The organism is Paracidovorax konjaci (genome assembly GCF_900112675.1).
In the GTDB taxonomy this organism is placed as follows: domain Bacteria; phylum Pseudomonadota; class Gammaproteobacteria; order Burkholderiales; family Burkholderiaceae_C; genus Paracidovorax; species Paracidovorax konjaci.
Window position 1 is genome coordinate 143,581 of record NZ_FOMQ01000001.1, and the last position, 19,401, is coordinate 162,981.

Consider the following 19,401-nt stretch of genomic DNA (forward strand, 5'->3'; position numbering starts at 1 on the left):
GTTCGGATCAGAAATGCAGCCGGTAGCTGAAGAGCAGGCTGCGGGTGATGCCCTGCTGCAATTGCAGGCCGGATTTTCCGGTGCCCCAGGTGAGGCCCAGGTGGTCGCTGCCGAGCACGCTGCCGGCAACCCCCACGCGCAGCTCGTAGCCGGGCCCCAGCAGGCTGTGCCAGGTGCGGCTCACGCTGGCGTAGGGCCGCAGCCCCCGCGTGTACTCTTCCTCGTAGCGCATGTTGGTCGAGACCTGCAGCCCGTAGTAGCTGAAGCTGTCCGGGATGAAATAGTCCGGCCCCGGGATGAGGCCGGGCAGCAGGTAGCGGCGGTACTCCTGGTCGCGCGGCGAGAGCGCCGCCAGGTCGTTGCGCGAGAAGTCGTGGTGCGACCAGAACGCGCCGAATTCCAGCAGCGGCGCCTCCTGGCGGTAGGTGTGGGTATAGCTCAGCGTCGTGTGCCGCCCGCTGCCGAGGTCCGCGCCGGTCTGCAGGCGGTAGCGCTCGGCCGCGTACTCGACCATGAAGCGGTCCTGGCGCGTGGCCTGGTAGCGCAGGCTCGCGCCTGCGCGCTGCTTCATGCCCGCGATGCGCAGGGCCAGGCTTTCCTGGCTCGGCAGCTGCATGCCCAGTTCCATGCGCAGCGACAGGCGGTTGTCGATGCGCTGCTCGTGCTCGATCTGCACGGGCGTGTAGACCTGGAAGCTCACGCGGCGGCCGGCGCGCAACGTGGTTTCGCCGTCCGGATGGCGCCAGTGCAGGCGCGCGTCGAACACGCTTTCGTCGGGCGGATTCACCACGGTCAGCGGGTTGGACGACGTGCGGCGGATGCTCGCGAAGTCCATGTCGAGCGCGAGCCGCGGGCTGAAGGCGATATGGAAGCGGCTGGCGCCCTCGTTCTCGTCCATGCCGCCCAGTTGCTGCAGCTTCACGTAGCCGCCCGCGTGGTCGCTGAAGGCCAGCAGGCTTTCGGTGAGCTGCAGCTGCAGGGGTTCGTCCTCGCGCTGCTCGCCCTGCGCCTCGAAGGCCGCGCTCTGCGCCAGGCGCACATCGTCCACGGCACGCGCCGCATTGACGCGGTCGTAGCGCGGCAGACGCTCGTCGAACTCCTGCAGCAGTTGGCCGGTCGCGGCCTTGTCGTCCTCGGCCAGGGCCACGGTGATCTCCGCCCAGAGGGGGCGATTGGTGCGCTTGCCCTGGGCCTTGGCGTACTGGTGCCAGAGGAAGCCGCGCTCGGCCGTGTATTCGCCCGCGTCCTGGAGCCAGCCGATGGCGGTTTCCGCCGCGGCGTTGGACATGCGGTCGCGGTCGTCGGTGTCCAGTCGCAGCAATTCACGCAGCACATCCAGTGCCGGATCGCCCGGCCGCTGCGTGAGCATGAGGCGCGCCCGCGCGATGCGGCGCGTGGTGTCCAGTCCCTCCTCGGTGAGCCAGCGCGCGCGGGCCTGCTGCGGGGTCAGCCGCTTGCCGGCCTCGCCCTGCCGCGCTGCACGCCATTCCCGCGAGAGCAGTTCCCGGCGCAGGCGCCAGGACCGGTCGACCTGCTGGTTCTGGTCCAGTGCATCGGCATAGTTCATGAGCCACAGGAAATCGTCCTGGTGCCGTGCGATGCGCGGAGTGAGGTAGCGCTCCAGCGCCACCTGCGGCAACGACAGCGCCTGGTAGGCGCCGGCCAGCGCATCGTGCACGTCTTCGTCGCGCGCCCACTGCCGCTCCTGTGTGGCGAGCAGCGTGCGCAGCGACACGGCATCGTTGCTGTCGATGAACAGCCAGATCAGCGCCTGCCGCATCTCGGACGAGTCGGGGCTGGCGCGCAGGCCGGCCTCGTAGTAGCGCCGCGCCTGCGCGAGGTCGCCCTGGTTCTGGTAGTAGCCGCCGGCCAGCCGCAGGAACTCGGGGATCGCCTGCAGACCGGCCATCGAGCGCTTGCTGGCTTGCGGGCTGGCGTCGATCTTGCGCAGCAAGGCCCCCATGGCGGCCCATTGGTTGCGGCTGGAATACACCGACAGCGCGTCCACGAGATAGCGCGGGTCGTCGAACTTCTCCCAGGCCAGCGCCGACACCTGGGCGGCTTCGAGCGGCTGGTCCACCATCAGCAGCCGGATCAGCGCGTCGTAGTCCGAGCGGTCGTGGTCCTGCGCGCGCACCAGCGCGCGGTAGGCCTTGACGGCAAGCGCCTGCCGCTGCCGGCTTTCGGCCAATTGGCCGGTCAGCCGCCAGAAATCCATCGCCGCCGCCTCCGTGGGCGCCTGGCGGCGCTGCGCGTCCTCCAGCCACTGCAGGCCTTCGTCCGGGCGGTCGTGCGTGAGGGCCAGCACGGCGGCGCGCATCGCGCGCTCGGGCGTGAGCTGCTGCGGATCGGCCAGCAGCCGGCGCCAGGTGTCCAGCGCCAGCGTGGGCTGGCCGGCGCGCTCGGCCAACTGGGCCAGCAGTTCCACTGCGGCTGGGATCTTGCCGTGCTGCCGCAGGTAATCGATGGCGGGCTGCGGCTCACCGATGCGCTCGTAGGCCGCCACCAACTGCTGGATCAGCGGGAAGTCGTCGGGCCGCTGCCGCAGCTGGAAGCGGATGGCCTGCACCAGCGCCGTGTCGTCGAACTGCCCGGGCGCGATGCGCAGCACGGCCTGCCAGGCGGCATCCTTTTGCGTGCGCTGGGCGATGAACAGCCAGCTCTGCAGCGCGGTGCCCGGCCGCCGCGACCACTCCGACACCTGGGCGAGCCGCTCGCGCCAGGCCAGGTCGTCGGGCCGGGCCTGCACGGCGGCATGGGCGATGAGCCACGCGTCGTCGAGCTTGCGGTTCTCCAGGAAGACTTCGTAGGCCAGCGTATAGATCTTCTCGTCGTAGGGCAGCAGGTGCGCGGGGATGGGCACGGGCGGTGCTGCTGCGGCCGGCGGGGCCGCTGCGGGCGCCGGCGCGGACGGTGCCGCGGAAGCGGGCGCCGCAGGTGCGGGACCGGCCATGTGCCACTGCCGCCATGCGCCTTCGGTCGATGCGTCGGCACCCGGCAATGCGGGGGGGCGCAGCCAGTGCGCTCCGTCGTCGTAGCGTGCCGCGGGTTCGGGGGACGGAGCCGGCGGTGGCGCGCCGTGCCAGGCCATGGGGCGCAGCATCGCGCCCACGGGCGGCACGAGGGCCGCCAGCGCCGTGGAGCCCGCATCCTGCCACTGGTGCAGCCACGAAATGCGCAGGAGCTGGCGCACATAGCGGTCCGCCACCGCGGGCTTGCCGGCGGCGCGCGCCAGCTGGGTGATCATGAGCAGGATGTCGGGATCCCGGGCGAGCGGGCCGATCTCGCGCTCGGCCATCTCCAGCGCGGCCACCGGCCGGTTGCCCGATTGCAGCGTGCGCACGGCCGAGAGGTAGAACTCCTTGGCCTTGCCGGGCTCCGGCGTGACCTTGCGCGCGAGCAGGTAGAGCTCGGCGCTGCCGGCGTAGTCGCCCTGGCCGAGGGCTTCCTTGGCGGCGCGCTCGTAGAGCAGTGCGGCCTCGCGCGGGTCGGTGGCTTCCTCGGCCATCTTGCGGCTCAGGGCGGCGCCGAGCACCCGGTCCTGCAGCTCGGCGGCGCGGCGGGTCAGCACCAGGCGGCGCTCCAGCGGCCAGGGCTCGGCGGACAGCGCACGCAGTTGCCGCAGCAGGTCTTCGCGCATGGCCTTGCGGTAGGTGCCTTCGCGCTCGGGCGTGCGCTGGTATTCGGTGTATGACAGTTCCCAGAGCGCCCAGAGCGCATCGCGGTGGATCTGCGGGTCGGGCGAATCCAGCGCGGGCTGCAGCGTGGCGCGCGCGTCGGCCATCTGGCCCACGGCGATCTGCCGCTGTGCCAGCAGCAGCCGCAGCCGCGGGTTGTCGGGGTCGCTGCGCAGCAGGTTGTGCAGGTAGGCCACGGACAGTGCCGAATTCTCCGTTTCCGCCAGGCGCCGCTCCAGATCCTGGCGCGGATAGAGCAGCCACAGCCCGCCGCCCACCATGCCGGCAAGCAGCGTGATCAGCCAGGGCGGCGCCAGGACGGGCCGTTCAGCGGCCTGGGCACTGGAGCTGGATTTGCGCAGCAGCATGGGTCAGACGGTAGGCAAGGACATCCGCGCCACCCGCGGCGGCGGCGGGCTGGCGTTCGGGGGCGAGCACGCGCTGGTCGGCGCGCACCTGGCAGCCGCGCGCATTCGCGAGGCTGAAGGCGATGGGGGCGTGGCCCTGCAGGCGGAAATCGGTGCGCGTACCGTCGGCCGTGGCGCTCCAGTCCGCAATGCGGGCGTTGGCTTCGAAAAGGTAGGGCGCGGGCTTGGTCGCCGGCGCGGGGGCGGAGGCCGGCGGCGCGCCCTCGGCCGCCGGGGGCGACGATGGCTCGGCCGTGCGCAGCCAGGCGGAGCCGCCCGTCAGGTGCACGTAGACCCCGCCCTCTCCGCTGCCGCGGTAGCCCGCCACGCCCTGGCTCGCCGCCACCTGGGGGGTGCCGAGCGCGGACGGCAGGCGCAGCGTGCGCAGTTCGCCGTCGCCGCGCACCCGCCAGCCACCGCCGTCGCGCGCGATGGCGATGGTGTGGAAGTCGCGCACCTTGCGGATGTATTCCGAGGCGAACACCGGGTGCAGCGGCTGCGCCACGGCCCAGTCGTACACCTTGCGCAATGCGTTCAGGCCGGCGCGCTTGCTGGTCGAGTACACGTGGTAGTAGATGTCCACGGCCTTGATGCGGCGGGGCTTCTCGGTCATCTCGAAGCTCTGCAGCACCTGCTCGAACCCGTAGTAGGGGCCGCGCCAGAGGTTGGTGTAGATGTTCTCGTTGGTGATGGGCGCATACACCTGGAGATAGCCGTTCTTCTGGATGCCGTGCGCGCCGATCGCCGTGAGCGAGGGGTTGGTGCGGGTGATGGACGTGTCGCCGCCGTTCATGTTGAGCAGTCCCGCGCGCTCGGTGATCTCCAGCGCCTCGGCACTGGGGGCCGTGTCGCCCGACCACAGCAGGATCTTCACGCGCTTGTCGGGCGGCGCGAGGCGGCTGTTGATGTATTCGGTGGAACCCACGATCTCGCGCCGCAGGTCCATCGTGTAGCCCGGCACGTCCAGGCTCATCGCTGCCTCGGAGTTGTCGCTGAAGAGGCCATGGCGCACGCTGCGGTCCCAGAGGAAGGGGTGCGAATAGGTGTGGCTCGCCATCTCCACGTGCGGCAGGCGGAACATGCGCCGGGCGATGTCCTCCATCTCCGCGCTGGTGTCCGGGTGCAGGCCGTGGGGCGCCACTTCGGCTTCGATGACCGACATGGTCTGGGGCACCTGGGGGTATTTCTCGAAGATCTCCTTGAGCAGCACCTGGCCCGCATTGGGGCTGCCCGCGAGTTCCGCGCGGGAGGGGAAGCCGTCGCCGTCCACGTGCGAGAACAGCAGGCGGCGGCCGTTCTCGGTGGTGACGTCGGGCATGGGCAGCGGCTGCAGCCGCAGCGACTGCGTGAGGAAGGCGAAGGGGTCCACCATCCAGCGCGCGTAGTCGGTGCCGGGCACTTCCGTCACCACGAAGGGGTCGGTCACGAAGCCGCCCCAGGGCAGGATCGCGCCGCCGATGTAAGAGCCCCCGCGCGCATCGCGGTGCTCGATCAGCGCCCGGGCCGGCTGCTGCACGGGGGCGCCGTTGCGCAGCACCCATTCGAAGCGCGACCCGCTCGAAGGCTGCACCGCCAGCTCGAAGCCCATCATCGGGTCCTGCGTGGCCACCTGCTGCTCGCCGCGCGGCGGGCTCGCGTTGCCCTTGATGCCCAGCGCGTCGTTGAACTGGCGGTCCAGCGCGAACCCGAAGTTGCCCATCACGGCGACCGGGGTGCGCTCGGCGAGCCGTGCCAGCATCCATTGGCTCACGGTGCGCGTGCGCGCCTCGGGCAGGAAGCCCGAGAACCAGGTCACGATGCCGGCGTAGCGGTCCTGCAGGATGCCCTCGGGCAGCGGGTTGCGCACGTCGGCGTAGTCCACCACGTAGCCCATGTGGTTGAGCGGCATCTGCAGGAACCGGTGGGCCGACGAATAGTTGAGCGCCGGCGATTCGCCACCGTAGTACACGATGAGCACGCGGCGGGGCGCCAGCTCGACCGTGCCCACGCCCACGGTGCGCACGTGGCCGTCGGTCACCCACGGGATGATGCCCAGCGCCTTGATGCGCTCGGCCGTGGCACGGGAGAGCTCCCGGTCGGTGGGCGGCACGTAGTCGATGGCCATCACCGGCAGGCCGTCGCGCTCGCGGATCGTGCGCAACTGGCCGAGCAGCCATTCGCGGTCGGCAGCCTTCACCTCCTCGTAGCGGCGGGTGCCGGCATTCCAGCCGCGGAACAGCGATTCGGCGGCCACCATCTGGACCTTGTCCTTCACGCGCGGCACGATCTCGAAGCCGCGGTTCAGGATGAGCCGGATGCCCGGATACCGCTGGTGCAGCGTCTCGATCACGCGCACCAGCCCCTGCTGCTGGGCGGCCTCGTCGAACTGCTTGGCCAGGCGGTAGGAATCCAGCGTGTCGAGGAAGAAGCCGCGGTAGCCGCGCTCCCAGAGCGGGCCCACGACGCGCGTGGCAAAGAACTCGGGCCAATCCGCGGGGGTCTGGTCGACCACCTCGGAGTTCCAGGCGCCGTTGCGGGCCATCTTCCAGGCGTCGGGAATGTCGCGGAAATAGGCGCGGGAAGACTGCACCTCGGCCACCGACACATAGGCGTAGAGCGCACTGCCGGTCTTGGCGAAGGCCTGGGGGTCATAGCCGTGGTCGGGCTCCACGACCACGATGTCGAAAACCTTCAGCTCGGCCAGCGGTGCCGAGGGGCCGTAATGCAGGGCCACGGCTGGCAGGCCAGCCCATGCGGCCGCGCACAGCTGCAGGCAAAGGCAAAAAAACAACGATCTTAGGCGTCTGGGCACGAGCTCTGGTTTTATGGTGAAAACGTCTAAGGGTTTCCCTGGAGGCCAGGGAAACGTGGTGCCTTCGTTCGGCCCCCTTCAGGGGCGGAAGGCTCCCTCCAATGGGAGACATCGTGTCCCGATCAACGACACAATGAACATTTCATAGAAAAAAACAATCTGCTACATAGTTTCGATATTGCCCGATTCTGTCGCACTTTCATGGCGATGGGATTCTTGGTGCAGCATCTGGACAGTGGGCTTTCCGCCCCGCGGGAATCCAGCGGCCCACAATGCCGCTGGTACGCAGGCCATCTTCGGCCGGATTCACCAGGGAGTTCAGCGCGTGATACTCGTCACAGGCGGTGCCGGCTTCATCGGCTCACACACTTGCGTGGCACTGGCCGAGGCCGGGCTGCCGTTCCTCATACTCGACAACTTCTGCAACAGCCGCCGCTCGGTGCTGGAGCGGGTCGGGCGCATCACCGGCCGCGTTCCGGACCTGATCGAAGGCGACGTGCGCGACGAAACGCTGCTGGCCCGGATCTTCGCGGAGCACCGTGTCGATGCCGTGATCCATTTCGCGGCCCTCAAATCGGTGGGCGAATCGGTGCGCGAGCCGTTGGCGTATTACGACAACAACGTGGCCGGCACGGTGGCGCTGCTGCGCGCGATGCGCAAGGCCGACGTGCGCACCCTGGTGTTCTCCTCGTCGGCCACGGTCTACGGCGAGCCGGCCTCGCTGCCGATCCGCGAGGATTTCCCGCTGTCGGCCACCAATCCCTACGGGCAGAGCAAGCTCATGATGGAGCAGGTGCTGGCCGACGTGGATGCCTCCGAGCCCGGCCGCTGGCGCATCGCCCGGTTGCGCTACTTCAACCCCGTGGGTGCGCACGAGAGCGGGCTCATCGGCGAGGACCCGCAGGACATTCCCAACAACCTGCTGCCCTACGTGGCCCAGGTGGCCGTGGGGCTGCGCGAGCGGCTGAGCGTGTACGGCGGCGACTACCCCACGCCGGACGGCACGGGTGTGCGCGACTACATCCATGTCTGCGACCTGGCCGACGGCCATGTGGCGGCGCTGCGCTACCTGCGCGAGCACCCCGGCCTGCTGACGGTGAACCTGGGCACGGGCCGGCCCGTGTCGGTGCTGGAGATGGTGCGCGGATTCGAGGCCGCGAGCGGGCGGCCCGTGCCCTACCAGGTGGTCGCCCGCCGGCCGGGCGACGTGGCCGCCTGCTGGGCCGACCCGGGGCTGTCCGAGCGCCTGCTCGGCTGGAAGGCCCGCCATGGGCTGGACCGCATGTGCGCCGATGCATGGCGCTGGCAGGACGGGGTGGCGCGCAGCCTGCTGGCCGGCTGACGGCCACGGGGGAAGGAAGAGTCGGGGCGGCCCTGCGCTCGGGGCGCCCCGCGGAAGAGGGCCGGGCCCTCAGGTGGCCGGACGCGGGATGGCTTCGCCCGGGAGATGGCCCGGTGCCGTGGCGGCGTCGGGCTGGGTGTCCAGCGTGGCGGCATGGATGGCGGCTTCCTCTTCGGAGAGCAGCGCGCCTTCCCACTTCGCCACCACGGCGGCGGCGATCGAGTTGCCGACGGCGTTGGTGGCCGAGCGGCCCATGTCGAGGAAGGTGTCCACGCCCAGGATCAGCAGCAGGCCTGCTTCGGGAATGTGGAACTGGTTCAGCGTGGCGGCGATGACCACGAGCGAGGCGCGCGGCACGCCGGCCATGCCCTTGGAGGTGAGCATCAGGATCAGCAGCATGGTGACCTGCGTCTCGAGCGGCAGATGGATGCCGTAGGCCTGCGCGATGAACAGCGTGGCGAACGTGCAGTAGATCATCGAGCCGTCGAGGTTGAACGAATAGCCCAGCGGCATCACGAAGCTGGACACCCGGCGCTTCACGCCGAAACGGTCCAGCGCGTCGAGCAGCTTGGGATAGGCCGCTTCCGAGCTGGCGGTGGCGAACGACAGCAGGAAGGCTTCGCGGATGTTGCGCAGCAGCTTGAACACCCGGCCGCGCAGGGCCATGAAGCCGGCCGCGATCAGCAGCGACCAGAGGATCAGCAGGCCCAGGTAGAACTGGCCCATGAAGACCGCGAACTTGAGCAGGATGCCCAGGCCGTTGGTGGCCACCGTGGCGGCCATGGCGGCGAACACGGCCGGCGGCGCGAAGCGCATCACGTAGCCGGTGATCTTCAGCATGGCGTGCGAGAGCTCTTCCACGCAGCGCACCAGCGTGCGGGCCTTGTCGCCCAGGCTGGCGAGCGCGATGCCGAAGAACATCGAGAACACCACGATCTGCAGGATCTCGTTGTTGGACATGGCTTCGGCGAACGACCGGGGCACCAGGTGGTTGATGAACTCCTTGAGCGTGAACTTGCCCGTGGCGAGCTGCGTGGCCTGGTGGGTCTCCGGCAGCGGCAGGCCGAGGTTGGCGCCCGGCTGCAGCACGTTGGCCAGGATCAGGCCCAGCGCCAGCGAGATCAGCGAGGCCGTGAGGAACCAGGCCATCGCCTTGACGAACACGCGGCCCACCGAGGAGGCGTCGCCCATGTGCGCGATGCCGACCACCAGGGTGGAGAACACCAGCGGCGCGATCAGCATCTTGATGAGCCGCAGGAAGATGTCGGAAATGATCGAGATGTATCCTGCCACCCCCGCCTTGTCTGCGACGTGGGTGTTGATCAGGTATCCGACGAAGATGCCGAGCAGCATCGCGATGAGGATGCTGACGGTGGGTGGTAGCTTTCTTTTGTTCTCAGGCATGGTGCAAGGCAGAAATGGGCAATGGATCCCCCGGCGCTCTCCTTGCGCCGTTTCAGGGTGGCGCATTGTCGTTCAATCCCTGCCGCGTTCCAGGGCCTTGCCGCGCCGCTTTTGAGGCACCGCAAGGCGGCCCGACTCCTACAATCCAGCACATGTCCGACCCCGCCATGAACGTTTCCGAAGCCCTGTCCCAGCCGTTTCCGGACATGCCCGCGGTCCGGTTGCAAACCGCCCGCGGAGAGGCCGCCACCGTGGCGCTCCAGGGGGCGCAGGTGCTTTCCTGGACCACCGCCGACGGCACGGAGCGGCTCTTTTTGAGCCCCCGATCGGCCCGCGACGGACACACCGCGATCCGCGGCGGCGTGCCCGTCTGCTGCCCCCAATTCAACCAGCGCGGCCCGCTTCCCAAGCATGGATTCATGCGAAATTTGCCTTGGAAATTGGTGTCCGAGTCTTCGGGCGGTCACGAAGCCCGCGCCGTCCTGGCGCTGGACGACGGCGAGGCCACGCGCGCGCTCTGGCCGCACGCCTTCGGCGCCCGCCTGCAGGTCGATCTCGCGCCCGATGCGCTGCGGCTGACGCTCTCCCTGCGCAACCGCGGCGACGCGCCGTGGTCGTTCACCGGTGCGCTGCACACCTATCTGCGGGTGCAGGGCATCGCACGGGCGCAGGTGGATGGCCTGCAGGGCCGCGCGCGCTGGGACGCCGTGGCCGACCGCCGCGAAGTGCAGCAGGGCCCGGTGCGGTTCGACGGCGAATACGACAGCGTGTTCTCCGTGCCCGACGCATCGCAGCCGCTGCGCGTGGAGACGGGGCAGGGCGCGCTCGCGATCACGCAGAGCACCTCCTTTGCGGATACCGTCGTCTGGAACCCCGGCGCCGCGCTCTGCGCCCGCCTGGCCGACATGCCCGAGGACGGCTTCCAGCACATGCTGTGCGTGGAGGCGGCCTGCGTGCATGCGCCCGTGGAAGTCGCCCCTGGCGCCGAATGGACCGGCTGGCAGCACCTCCAGGCGCTGCACTGACCGGCCGGGGCCTGCGCACCGCGGGCCTCCGCTCCCTTTCTTCCTTTCCTCTTCTTCGTTTTTTCTTTTTCTTCTTCTTTTGCAGGAACCGCCCATGCTGGCCAAACGCATCATTCCCTGTCTGGACGTCACCGGCGGCCGCGTCGTGAAAGGCGTGAACTTCCTGGAACTGCGCGATGCCGGCGACCCGGTGGAGATCGCCGCGCGCTACAACGGCCAGGGCGCGGACGAACTCACCTTCCTCGACATCACCGCCACGAGCGACGGGCGCGACCTGATCCTGCCCATCATCGAGGCCGTCGCCAGCCAAGTGTTCATCCCCCTCACCGTGGGCGGCGGCGTGCGCACGGTGGACGACGTGCGTCGGCTGCTGAATGCGGGCGCCGACAAGACCAGCTTCAACTCCGCGGCCATCGCCAACCCCGACGTGATCGACGCCGCCTCGGCCCGCTATGGCGCGCAGTGCATCGTGGTGGCCATCGACGCCAAGCGGCGCACGGCCGAAGACGCGGCCCGCCCGGGCCCGGACGGTGCGCCCCTGGGCCCCGGCTGGGATGTCTACAGCCACGGCGGCCGCAAGAACACGGGCCTGGATGCCGTGCGCTGGGCCTCGGAGATGGCGCGGCGCGGCGCGGGTGAGATCCTGCTCACCAGCATGGACCGCGACGGCACCAAGTCGGGCTTCGACCTCGCGCTCACACGCGCCGTGAGCGACGCGGTCGGCGTGCCGGTGATTGCGTCGGGCGGCGTGGGCAGCCTCGACGACCTGGCCGACGGGGTGCAGCAGGGCGGCGCCGATGCGGTGCTGGCCGCCAGCATCTTCCACTACGGCGAGTACACCGTGGGCCAGGCCAAGGCCCGCATGGCCGAACGCGGCGTGCCCGTGCGGCTCTGAGTGCCGTATCCACGGGGTTTGGAATGAAAACGGCTCCATGCCGCCGTTTTCATTCAATAGTTTGCTATTAAAGATATAGCAATTGGCGTGTCATCAAGGGGGTGGACAAATGGCGGAGAATGCGGCGATGAATTGGCTCGACGAAGTGAAATGGGATGCGCAGGGCCTCGTGCCCGTGATCGCGCAGGAGGCGGCCACCGGCGACGTGCTGATGTTCGCTTGGATGGACCGCGAGGCGCTCGGCAAGACGGCCGAACTCGGGCGCGCGGTGTACTTCAGCCGCTCGCGCAACCGGCTGTGGTTCAAGGGCGAGGAATCCGGCCACGTGCAGACCGTGCACGAGATCCGCCTCGACTGCGACAACGACGTGGTGCTGCTCAAGGTGACCCAGCTCGGGCACGAGCCCGGCATCGCCTGCCACACCGGCCGCCACAGCTGCTTCTTCAGCGTGCTGAAAAACGGCGCCTGGCAGGCCGTCGATCCGGTCTTGAAAGACCCCGAGTCCATCTACAAGTGACAGCGATGACGAACCCCTGCGCACCGGCCGCCGCCGGCACCTCCCTCGCTGCCGCTCCCGCGGGCAGCGACGCGCTCGCGCGGCTCGCCGCCGTGATCGAGAGCCGCAAGCCCGCCCACGGCGGCGATGCCCAGAAGAGCTACGTCGCGCGCCTGCTGCACAAGGGCCCGGACGCCTTCCTGAAAAAGATCGGCGAAGAGGCGACCGAAGTTGTCATGGCCGCCAAGGACGTGGACCACGGCGCCGACCCGTCCAAGCTGGTCTATGAGATCGCCGACCTCTGGTTCCATTCGATGATCGCGCTCGCGCACTATGGCCTCGCGCCCGCCGACGTGGTGGCCGAGCTGGAGCGCCGCGAAGGCACGAGCGGCATCGAAGAAAAAGCGCTGCGCAAGTCCGTGCAGCGCGCCGCCGACGAACAAGGAGGCCCGTCGCCATGAACCCCAACGACATCACCGACATCGAAACCAGCGAGCGCGCCGAGTCGCTCAAGACCGTCGGCTGGGTGAGCTACATCCTGCACCTCATCGTCGCCGTGGGTGCCGTCATCCCGGGCGCGCAGCCGGGCGCGGCGCTGCTCGTCATCGCGCTGGTGCTCGACCTCGTGAAGAAGGGCGACGCCGACGGCACGTGGCAGGCGTCGCATTTCTCGTGGCGCATCCGCACGGTGATCTGGGCCGGCGTGCTCTACCTCGTCACCGCGCCGCTGTGGCTGCTGTTCCTCATCCCCGGCTGGATCGCCTGGGCGCTGATCTCCATCTGGTTCCTCTACCGCATCGTGCGCGGCATGGTGTCGATGAACAAGGGCCAGGCCATCGATGTCTGAGCACGCGGCCCCGGCGCCGGGATCGGTGCCGCTGAACCTCGCCCTGCAGGGCGGGGGATCGCACGGCGCGCTCACCTGGGGCGTGCTCGACGCGCTGCTGGAAGACGGCCGTTTCCGCTTCGAGGGCATCAGCGGCACCAGTGCCGGCGCGATGAACGCCGTCGCCCTGGCCCATGGCTTCGCGCAGGCCCACCACCAGCATGCCGCCGGCCTGCACGGCGAGGCGCTGCACCAGCGCGGCTGCGAGATGGCGCGCGAATCGCTCACGCGGCTCTGGGAAGGCGTGGGCGCCATGGGCAGCCTGCTGTGGGGCGTGCCCCTTGCCTCCACGCCGCTCATGGGCATGGTGTCGCAGTGGTTGTCGCCCTACCAGACCAACCCGCTGGGCATCAACCCGCTGCGCCGCCTGCTGGAGCGCGAGGTCGATTTCGACGTGCTGAGCGCCACGCACGGGCCGCGCGTGTTCGTCTGCGCCACCAACGTGCGCACGGGCCGCGGCGAGATCTTCTCCGGCAAGCGCCTGAGCGCCGACGCCGTCATGGCGTCCGCCTGCCTGCCGCTGCTCTTCAAGGCCGTGCAGATCGAAGGCGAGCACTACTGGGACGGTGGCTACTCGGGCAACCCCGCGCTGCACCCGCTCATCTACAAGACGCGCTGCGCCGACATCCTGCTCGTGCAGATCAACCCCATCGAGCACCCCGAGCTGCCCGACAGCGCCACCGACATCATGGAGCGCATGAACGAGGTCACCTTCAACGCCAGCCTGCTGGCCGAGATGCGCGCCATCGACTTCGTGCGGCGCCTGCTGGCCGAGGGCAAGCTCGATGCCGAGCGCTACAAGAGCGTGCGCATGCACCGCATCGACGGCGGCTCGGTGCTGGCCGCCTTCGGCGCGTCGAGCAAGATGCGCGCGGACCTGGCCTTCGTGCGCCAGCTCTTCGCGCTCGGGCGCACCGCGGGGCAGGAATGGATCGCCCGCCACCACGGCGACGTGGGGGTGCGCCCCAGCGTGAACATCGCTGACAATGCCTGACCCCGGCCGGCGGCCACCCGCCGGCCCGCTCCACCCACGCACCCCACCATGCACGATCCCGACTGCCTCTTCTGCAAGATCATCGCCGGCCAGATCCCCTCGCGGAAGGTGTACGAAGACGACGAGGTCTTCGCCTTCCACGATATCCATCCCGGCGCTCCGGTCCACTTCCTCATGGTGCCCAAGGAACATGTGCACTCCATGGCCGGCCTGACCGACGCCCACGCAGGCCTGCTCGGCCGCATGATGGTGCTGGCCCCCCGGCTGGCGGCGGAGCAGGGCTGCAACCCGTACCCCGACGGCGGCTTCCGCATCGTGGTGAACACCGGCGCCGAGGGCGGGCAGGAAGTGCACCATCTGCACCTGCACGTCATGGGCGGGCCCCGCCCCTGGCTGAAGGGATGAGCATCCCCCTGGGCGGCTGCGCCGCTTCCCGGCCCGGGTCAGGGATATGAAACTTCCGCGCCATGCGCGGGGTCTAGAATGGACCGTATTCGTTAGGAGATTTCCATGGGTTCCTTTTCCATCTGGCACTGGCTGATCGTGCTGCTCATCGTCGTGATGGTCTTCGGCACGAAGAAGCTCAAGAACATGGGCTCCGACCTGGGCGGTGCCGTCAAGGGCTTCAAGGACGGCATGAAGGACGGCAGCACCCCCGACGGCGTGCCACCCTCCACCACCACGGCCACGCCGCCGGCCGGCCAGGTCACCAACCATTCGGCCCACGCCGCCGACAAGGCCACCATCGACGTCGAGGCCAAGCAGAAGGGCTGATCGCCCGATCCACGGCCCGCGCCGCGCCCTTTCGTCGAACCGACCGCTCCTTCCCCTCCCGCTCAGCTCCCCATGATCGACATCGGCCTGTCCAAGATGGCGCTCATCGGCGCCGTGGCGCTCATCGTCATCGGCCCCGAGAAACTGCCCCGCGTGGCCCGCACCGTGGGCACCCTGCTGGGCAAGGCCCAGCGCTACGTGGCCGACGTGAAGTCCGAGGTCAACCGTTCCATGGAACTGGACGAGCTGCGCAAGATGAAGGACACGGTGGAGGGCGCCGCGCGCGACGTGCACCAGAGCATCCACACCCACGCCAGCGATTTCCAGAAGGACTGGGACAACGGCCTCGCCGGTCCGGGCGGCGCCACCACCGGCGATGCCTCCGCCGCCGATGCGGCTATGTCCTATTCCCAGATCGTTCCCACCTACAAACACCCCGGCAAGAACTGGCGCCTCAAGCGCAGCGCCACCCCGCAGTGGTTCAAGGCCCGTGCCGGCGTGCGCACCAAAGCCCAGTCGGGCGCGGCGCGCGTGGCGCGCTTCCGCCCCCGCAAGCTCTATTGATGCCGATGGGCCGCTGACGGCGCTGGCCTCTCCGATCGGCCTCGCGGGAACGCACACTCTCCACCATGCCAGACACCCCCTCCCACGAAGACGAACTCGCCGGCACCGAGCAACCGTTCGTCGCGCACCTCATGGAGCTGCGCGACCGCCTCATCAAGGCCGTGATCGCCATCGGCATCGCCGCCGCCGCGCTCTTCTTCTACCCGGGGCCGGGCCACCTCTACGACCTGCTGGCCGCCCCGCTCGTGGCGCACCTGCCGGCCGGCGCCACGCTGATCGCCACCTCGGTGATCTCGCCCTTCATGGTGCCGCTCAAGATCCTGCTGATGTCGGCCTTCCTGGTCGCGCTGCCCGTGGTGCTCTATCAGGTCTGGGCCTTCGTCGCGCCGGGCCTCTACTCGCACGAGAAAAAGCTCGTGCTGCCCCTGGTGGTGTCGAGCACGCTGCTCTTCTTCTTCGGCGTCGCCTTCTGCTACTTCTTCGTGTTCGGGCAGGTGTTCAGCTTCATCCAAAGCTTCGCGCCCAAGAGCATCACCGCCGCGCCGGACATCGAGGCCTACCTGAGCTTCGTGCTCACCATGTTCCTCGCCTTCGGCCTCTCGTTCGAGGTGCCCATCGTCGTCGTCGTGCTCGCGCGCATGGGCATCGTCAGCGTGGACAAGCTCAAGGGCTTCCGCGGCTACTTCATCGTGATCGCTTTCATCATCGCCGCCGTGGTCACCCCGCCCGACGTGGTGTCGCAACTGGCGCTTGCCGTCCCGATGTGCCTGCTCTACGAACTGGGCATCTGGGCCGCGCAACTGTTCATCCGGCACACGCAGGCGCCGGAGGATGCGGATGCGCAGAAGCCGGCGGCCTGATCGATGAGCGGGCCGGCTGCTGCTGCTGTTGTTGCTGCTACTGCTGCCGCGGCGGGCTGTCCCTCCACCCCCTGACATCACGCGGCTGCAGCGCCACGCCCTGCCCATGGCACCGCAGACCCACCACCTCACCCTGCTCGCGGACTACCACCAGTTCTACCTGCAGGACGAGGCCGCCGAGGGGACTTGTCCAGCGCCTGGAGCGATGCTGCGGTGCACCGCATGCTGGCCGTGGCGCCGGGTGTCGTGGGCTTCGGTACGGCGCGCAACCTGCGGGTGCCGGTGATGCTGGAACTGCTCGATGCAGAGCCGCAGACCGATCTGGACCGGTTCGACCATGTGGTGGAGGCGTCGCTGGTCGTGAAGACCGGGCCGCTGGTGGTGGCGGGCTGCACCGACTATTTCCCGGAGGCGGCGCGGTTCGCGGTGGCACCGGGGACGTACCGGGTGCGGTTGTCGGCAGCGGGGCTGGATTCGCTGTCGGAGGATGGGTTGGAGGGGGAGGACCGGTACCTTGTGCAGGTGTGGCCAGGGTTGGGTGGCGAACTGGTGGTATTGAAGCAGTATTCAGTGTGACTGGGGTTTGCCGGGGCTGAAGTCGGCTTGCATTCCAAATTGCCTCTCTAGGCTGATTGCGGACACTCAGCCGAGACGACCAGATGACGGCTCTGCGCCCGAAGCGGACTTTCGGCCGTTCCAACCCTCTGACGTAAAGCAGTCGTTCACCGTCTGAGCTTAGTCGAGTGTCTTGGTTCGAGCACTGTCGGAAAGGCAGACTTGGTCGGCTATACGGCCACTTGCTGCAGAATTGCAGGACAAGGAGGAGAGCTTGAGATGATAAAAGCGAGACTGGAGTCTCTTGAGTTTGTGGGCGGCGTGACTGTCCCTCTCAACGCAGACAGCGTGGTAGTGATCGTTGGCCCGAATAACTCTGGGAAGAGCGCGGTTCTGGCGGCAGTGCGAACCAGGCTCGCCAGCCTGGAGACTGCTCCTTCTTCTTTGGTGCGGTTTTCCGTTCTTCGGGAGACATCTATTGATGACATCCTTAGCGCGCTATCAAGCTTTAAGGACGCGCACGGAGTCTTCAGAATTCCCGGTGCTACGGTTTTTGAGCACCAACTCAAGGCTTGGTGGACCGGCGGTGACGAAGTCGTTGGTCCTTATCTAACTTCGCAGATTCTCTGCGACTTAAATACAAGGTCGCGGCTGGCCGACTGTGACCCCGCACCCGCTTTTGAATCAAGAAATCCAGGGACAGCTTCGCATCCATTTCAACGGATGTACAGCGACGACCGGCTTGAAAAAAAGGCCTCAGACATATTTCGGGCGGCCTTCAAGCGCGACCTACTGATTCACCGGGCCGCCAGCAACTCCATTCCGGCGTACGTGGGCGAGCGCCCGAAGGTGAACAAGGAAGCAGAGGAGGATCGTCTCTCTAGAAGTTACATCGATAAGGTTGAGGCCCTGGATCGTCTTGAAACACAAGGCGATGGCGTCAGGAGCTTCGCATCAATTGTCGGACGCGTCATTACAGAGAGTCGCCCTATTCAGCTTATTGACGAACCCGAGGCGTTTCTCCCACCTCCGTTGGCTCAACTCATCGCCAGAAGCATACTGAATGATTCAGGAAGCCGTCAAACGCTGATTGCGACGCACAGCAGTGACGTCTTGCGCGGTCTCCTCTCAGGTGGATTAGACCGTGTCAGCGTCGTTCGCCTGACCCGGCCGGCGTCTGGGGCGCAGTCCAACTATCTCGAGGCCGACCAAGTTTCTGACCTCTGGCGCGACCCGATCCTCCGCTTCAGCAATGTCCTTGACGGCCTTTTCCACGAAGGGGTCATCCTTACCGAGGCGGACGCTGACTGTCGTTTCTACCAAGCGCTGGCGTTCGAAAGCATCCCTGAATCAGAGCGGCCATCAATTCACTACACCTACAGCGGTGGCAAGGACCGACTTCCGGTAGTTATCAAGGCGCTGGTTTCGCTCAAGGTGCCTGTAGTCACTATCGCTGACTTCGACCTGCTGAATAATGATCAACCACTTAGGCGAATCGTCGAAGCTCACGGTGGTTTTTGGGCGGATGTAGTTGAGGATTGGAGCGCGATTAAAAAGGCGGTAGAGGAGAGTAGTGCTTTCACCGACGGCGCCCGCTTCCGCAAGGAAGTTATTACGCTTCTTGACAGCTATGGCGATGAGTTGGCAGTTCCAAAAAAGACTCTGAAGGATATCGAGAGGTTGTCGAGACGCGCATCGCCCTGGGACAACGCGAAGGGCAGTGGCCTGTCTGTCATCCCAACTGGTGAGGCGACGGTTAGGGCGAACAAACTCCTCGCTAAACTCAAGGAGCTCGGCATATTTGTCGCGCCCAGCGGAGAAATGGAAGGCTTCTGTCGGAGCATCGGCGGCCACGGTCCGCGCTGGGTCGCTCAGGTCATCAAAGACAAGGATCTTGGTACCGATGAAGAGCTGGCGCCAGCTCGAGCCTTCATACAAGACGTGAACCGTTATCTGCTTGGTAAGAGCTGACTCGCGTGTCGTTGGTAGGCGCATGTATGGGCTTGAGCACGACCGGGCGCACTTCCGAGTGCACCTTGGCGGGGGCTCGGGGGAAGCTGTCCGTGCTATCAAGCTGCCCTAAGACCAGTCGCCTCTCGGCGCCTCATCAGGGCTATTAATCCAGAAGGTAACCCCCCGAGCCGGGTGCTTGTCGTGGACCAGTGCGTGGGCCGCACTCTCAGAGGTTGCACGAGCGACACCAGCAAGTACCTCGGACACGTGATTCGAAAGGTCAAACTGGACCGCACTTTCTGTTCGATCCATCGCGAGTAGCCGAACAATGTCGGGTCATTCGGTGGACTCTTTCCAACCCGAATAGAAACCAAAACGCACTTTGGACCGGTCACGTGCTGATAGCGGTAATAGACCGAGCGCTGGATGCGTGTATGTCCATTTCAGTTGGCGGTTGCGAATGACAGGTTCTGGCCAAACGGGGCGTTAGGCCGACGCTGCCACACACAAGCATCTTCCGTGCTGCTTCGCGTGGCGATGAAGCCTTCTTGGAGGTCTGCAAGTTCGGCAAGGGCCGGGTCGCTTTCGACCATGCCGCCGAGACCGACGACTAGCACGTTCGCTTCTAAACGCGCAGTTCCGTCGAGAAATTGCCAGCCACCATCATCTTCGTCATGTGAGAAATAGAGGACGGGGCGATTGCCAGACACCACGCTAGCCACGGTGATGACAGCGAGACTCTTTGGCTGTGCAAAACTCCAATTCATAGTTTTGGCAT

At 67.3% G+C, this 19,401-nt stretch carries 17 protein-coding genes; 13 read left to right on the forward strand and 4 right to left on the reverse strand.

Annotated features, from left to right (window positions below):
* Nucleotides 1-7: 7 nt before the first annotated feature.
* Together BM144_RS00595 and BM144_RS00600 are read right to left on the reverse strand one after the other, a co-directional pair.
* Nucleotides 8-4,045 carry a tetratricopeptide repeat protein gene (locus BM144_RS00595; RefSeq protein ID WP_175525904.1) on the reverse strand — a complete coding sequence of 1,346 codons (4,038 nt, stop codon included), beginning with the start codon at nt 4,043-4,045 and terminating at the stop codon, nt 8-10.
* Nucleotides 4,005-6,875: a bifunctional glycoside hydrolase/polysaccharide deacetylase family protein gene (locus BM144_RS00600; RefSeq protein ID WP_092948783.1), complete on the reverse strand. Its 2,871-nt coding sequence runs from the start codon at nt 6,873-6,875 to the stop codon at nt 4,005-4,007. Before BM144_RS00600 ends, BM144_RS00595 begins: the two co-directional genes overlap by 41 nt.
* A 325-nt stretch (nt 6,876-7,200) precedes the next feature.
* Between BM144_RS00600 and galE the strand changes: the two genes are divergently transcribed.
* Nucleotides 7,201-8,217 (forward strand): UDP-glucose 4-epimerase GalE, encoded by a 1,017-nt coding sequence (gene galE / locus BM144_RS00605; RefSeq protein ID WP_092948785.1) that lies wholly within the window; start codon nt 7,201-7,203, stop codon nt 8,215-8,217.
* 69 nt (nt 8,218-8,286) lie between these two features.
* Here galE and BM144_RS00610 read toward each other — a convergent pair whose 3' ends face one another.
* Entirely contained in the window at nt 8,287-9,621 is a 1,335-nt protein-coding gene (locus tag BM144_RS00610; protein ID WP_092948787.1) for a dicarboxylate/amino acid:cation symporter, read from the reverse strand.
* 152 nt (nt 9,622-9,773) lie between these two features.
* Between BM144_RS00610 and BM144_RS00615 the strand changes: the two genes are divergently transcribed.
* The 12 genes from BM144_RS00615 (at nt 9,774) to BM144_RS00670 (ending at nt 18,641) form a co-directional block, all read left to right on the forward strand.
* The gene (locus BM144_RS00615; protein WP_092948789.1) at nt 9,774-10,646 is read left to right on the forward strand and encodes a D-hexose-6-phosphate mutarotase; all 873 of its coding nucleotides are present in this window, start codon (nt 9,774-9,776) and stop codon (nt 10,644-10,646) included.
* 94 nt (nt 10,647-10,740) lie between these two features.
* Complete coding sequence (gene hisF / locus BM144_RS00620; RefSeq protein WP_092949498.1) at nt 10,741-11,541, forward strand: imidazole glycerol phosphate synthase subunit HisF; 801 nt, start codon at nt 10,741-10,743, stop codon at nt 11,539-11,541.
* 109 nt (nt 11,542-11,650) lie between these two features.
* Nucleotides 11,651-12,058 carry a phosphoribosyl-AMP cyclohydrolase gene (hisI, locus tag BM144_RS00625; RefSeq protein WP_491893104.1) on the forward strand — a complete coding sequence of 136 codons (408 nt, stop codon included), beginning with the start codon at nt 11,651-11,653 and terminating at the stop codon, nt 12,056-12,058.
* Nucleotides 12,059-12,063: 5 nt separating this feature from the next.
* Nucleotides 12,064-12,498 (forward strand): phosphoribosyl-ATP diphosphatase, encoded by a 435-nt coding sequence (locus BM144_RS00630; protein WP_092948791.1) that lies wholly within the window; start codon nt 12,064-12,066, stop codon nt 12,496-12,498.
* Nucleotides 12,495-12,884, forward strand: a complete 390-nt coding sequence (locus tag BM144_RS00635; protein ID WP_092948793.1) for a DUF4870 family protein — start codon at nt 12,495-12,497, stop codon at nt 12,882-12,884. Before BM144_RS00630 ends, BM144_RS00635 begins: the two co-directional genes overlap by 4 nt.
* On the forward strand, nt 12,877-13,917 hold the full coding sequence (locus BM144_RS00640; RefSeq protein ID WP_092948795.1) for a patatin-like phospholipase family protein: 1,041 nt from the start codon (nt 12,877-12,879) through the stop codon (nt 13,915-13,917). Before BM144_RS00635 ends, BM144_RS00640 begins: the two co-directional genes overlap by 8 nt.
* Before the next feature lie 48 nt (nt 13,918-13,965).
* Nucleotides 13,966-14,322, forward strand: coding sequence for a histidine triad nucleotide-binding protein (locus tag BM144_RS00645; RefSeq protein ID WP_092948797.1), 357 nt, complete (start codon nt 13,966-13,968; stop codon nt 14,320-14,322).
* A 105-nt stretch (nt 14,323-14,427) separates the two neighbouring features.
* Entirely contained in the window at nt 14,428-14,691 is a 264-nt protein-coding gene (tatA, locus tag BM144_RS00650; RefSeq protein ID WP_092948799.1) for a Sec-independent protein translocase subunit TatA, read from the forward strand.
* A gap of 72 nt (nt 14,692-14,763) precedes the next feature.
* Nucleotides 14,764-15,255, forward strand: coding sequence for a Sec-independent protein translocase protein TatB (tatB, locus tag BM144_RS00655; protein WP_092948801.1), 492 nt, complete (start codon nt 14,764-14,766; stop codon nt 15,253-15,255).
* Between the two features lie 65 nt (nt 15,256-15,320).
* Nucleotides 15,321-16,115: a twin-arginine translocase subunit TatC gene (tatC, locus tag BM144_RS00660; protein ID WP_092948803.1), complete on the forward strand. Its 795-nt coding sequence runs from the start codon at nt 15,321-15,323 to the stop codon at nt 16,113-16,115.
* A 186-nt stretch (nt 16,116-16,301) separates the two neighbouring features.
* Entirely contained in the window at nt 16,302-16,691 is a 390-nt protein-coding gene (locus tag BM144_RS00665) for a hypothetical protein (protein WP_245783469.1), read from the forward strand.
* Nucleotides 16,692-16,949: 258 nt separating this feature from the next.
* Nucleotides 16,950-18,641, forward strand: a complete 1,692-nt coding sequence (locus BM144_RS00670; RefSeq protein WP_139225601.1) for an ATP-dependent nuclease — start codon at nt 16,950-16,952, stop codon at nt 18,639-18,641.
* Between the two features lie 425 nt (nt 18,642-19,066).
* Here the strand turns inward: BM144_RS00670 and BM144_RS00675 are convergent, their stop codons facing one another.
* A complete protein-coding gene (locus tag BM144_RS00675) occupies nt 19,067-19,390 on the reverse strand; it encodes a hypothetical protein (RefSeq protein WP_092948807.1) in 324 nt (107 codons plus the stop codon).
* Nucleotides 19,391-19,401: the final 11 nt, after the last annotated feature.

Bases quoted from the DNA above. Each gene is read 5' to 3' on its own strand.
- tatB (WP_092948801.1), top strand. From the start codon at position 14,764: ATGATCGACATCGGCCTGTCCAAGATGGCGCTCATCGGCGCCGTGGCG.
- BM144_RS00645 (WP_092948797.1), top strand. From the start codon at position 13,966: ATGCACGATCCCGACTGCCTCTTCTGCAAGATCATCGCCGGCCAGATC.
- tatC (WP_092948803.1), top strand. From the start codon at position 15,321: ATGCCAGACACCCCCTCCCACGAAGACGAACTCGCCGGCACCGAGCAA.
- BM144_RS00640 (WP_092948795.1), top strand. From the start codon at position 12,877: ATGTCTGAGCACGCGGCCCCGGCGCCGGGATCGGTGCCGCTGAACCTC.
- BM144_RS00635 (WP_092948793.1), top strand. From the start codon at position 12,495: ATGAACCCCAACGACATCACCGACATCGAAACCAGCGAGCGCGCCGAG.
- BM144_RS00610 (WP_092948787.1), bottom strand. From the start codon at position 9,621: ATGCCTGAGAACAAAAGAAAGCTACCACCCACCGTCAGCATCCTCATC.
- BM144_RS00670 (WP_139225601.1), top strand. From the start codon at position 16,950: ATGATAAAAGCGAGACTGGAGTCTCTTGAGTTTGTGGGCGGCGTGACT.
- BM144_RS00675 (WP_092948807.1), bottom strand. From the start codon at position 19,390: ATGAATTGGAGTTTTGCACAGCCAAAGAGTCTCGCTGTCATCACCGTG.
- hisF (WP_092949498.1), top strand. From the start codon at position 10,741: ATGCTGGCCAAACGCATCATTCCCTGTCTGGACGTCACCGGCGGCCGC.
- tatA (WP_092948799.1), top strand. From the start codon at position 14,428: ATGGGTTCCTTTTCCATCTGGCACTGGCTGATCGTGCTGCTCATCGTC.
- BM144_RS00630 (WP_092948791.1), top strand. From the start codon at position 12,064: ATGACGAACCCCTGCGCACCGGCCGCCGCCGGCACCTCCCTCGCTGCC.
- BM144_RS00595 (WP_175525904.1), bottom strand. From the start codon at position 4,045: ATGCTGCTGCGCAAATCCAGCTCCAGTGCCCAGGCCGCTGAACGGCCC.
- BM144_RS00615 (WP_092948789.1), top strand. From the start codon at position 9,774: ATGTCCGACCCCGCCATGAACGTTTCCGAAGCCCTGTCCCAGCCGTTT.
- hisI (WP_491893104.1), top strand. From the start codon at position 11,651: ATGGCGGAGAATGCGGCGATGAATTGGCTCGACGAAGTGAAATGGGAT.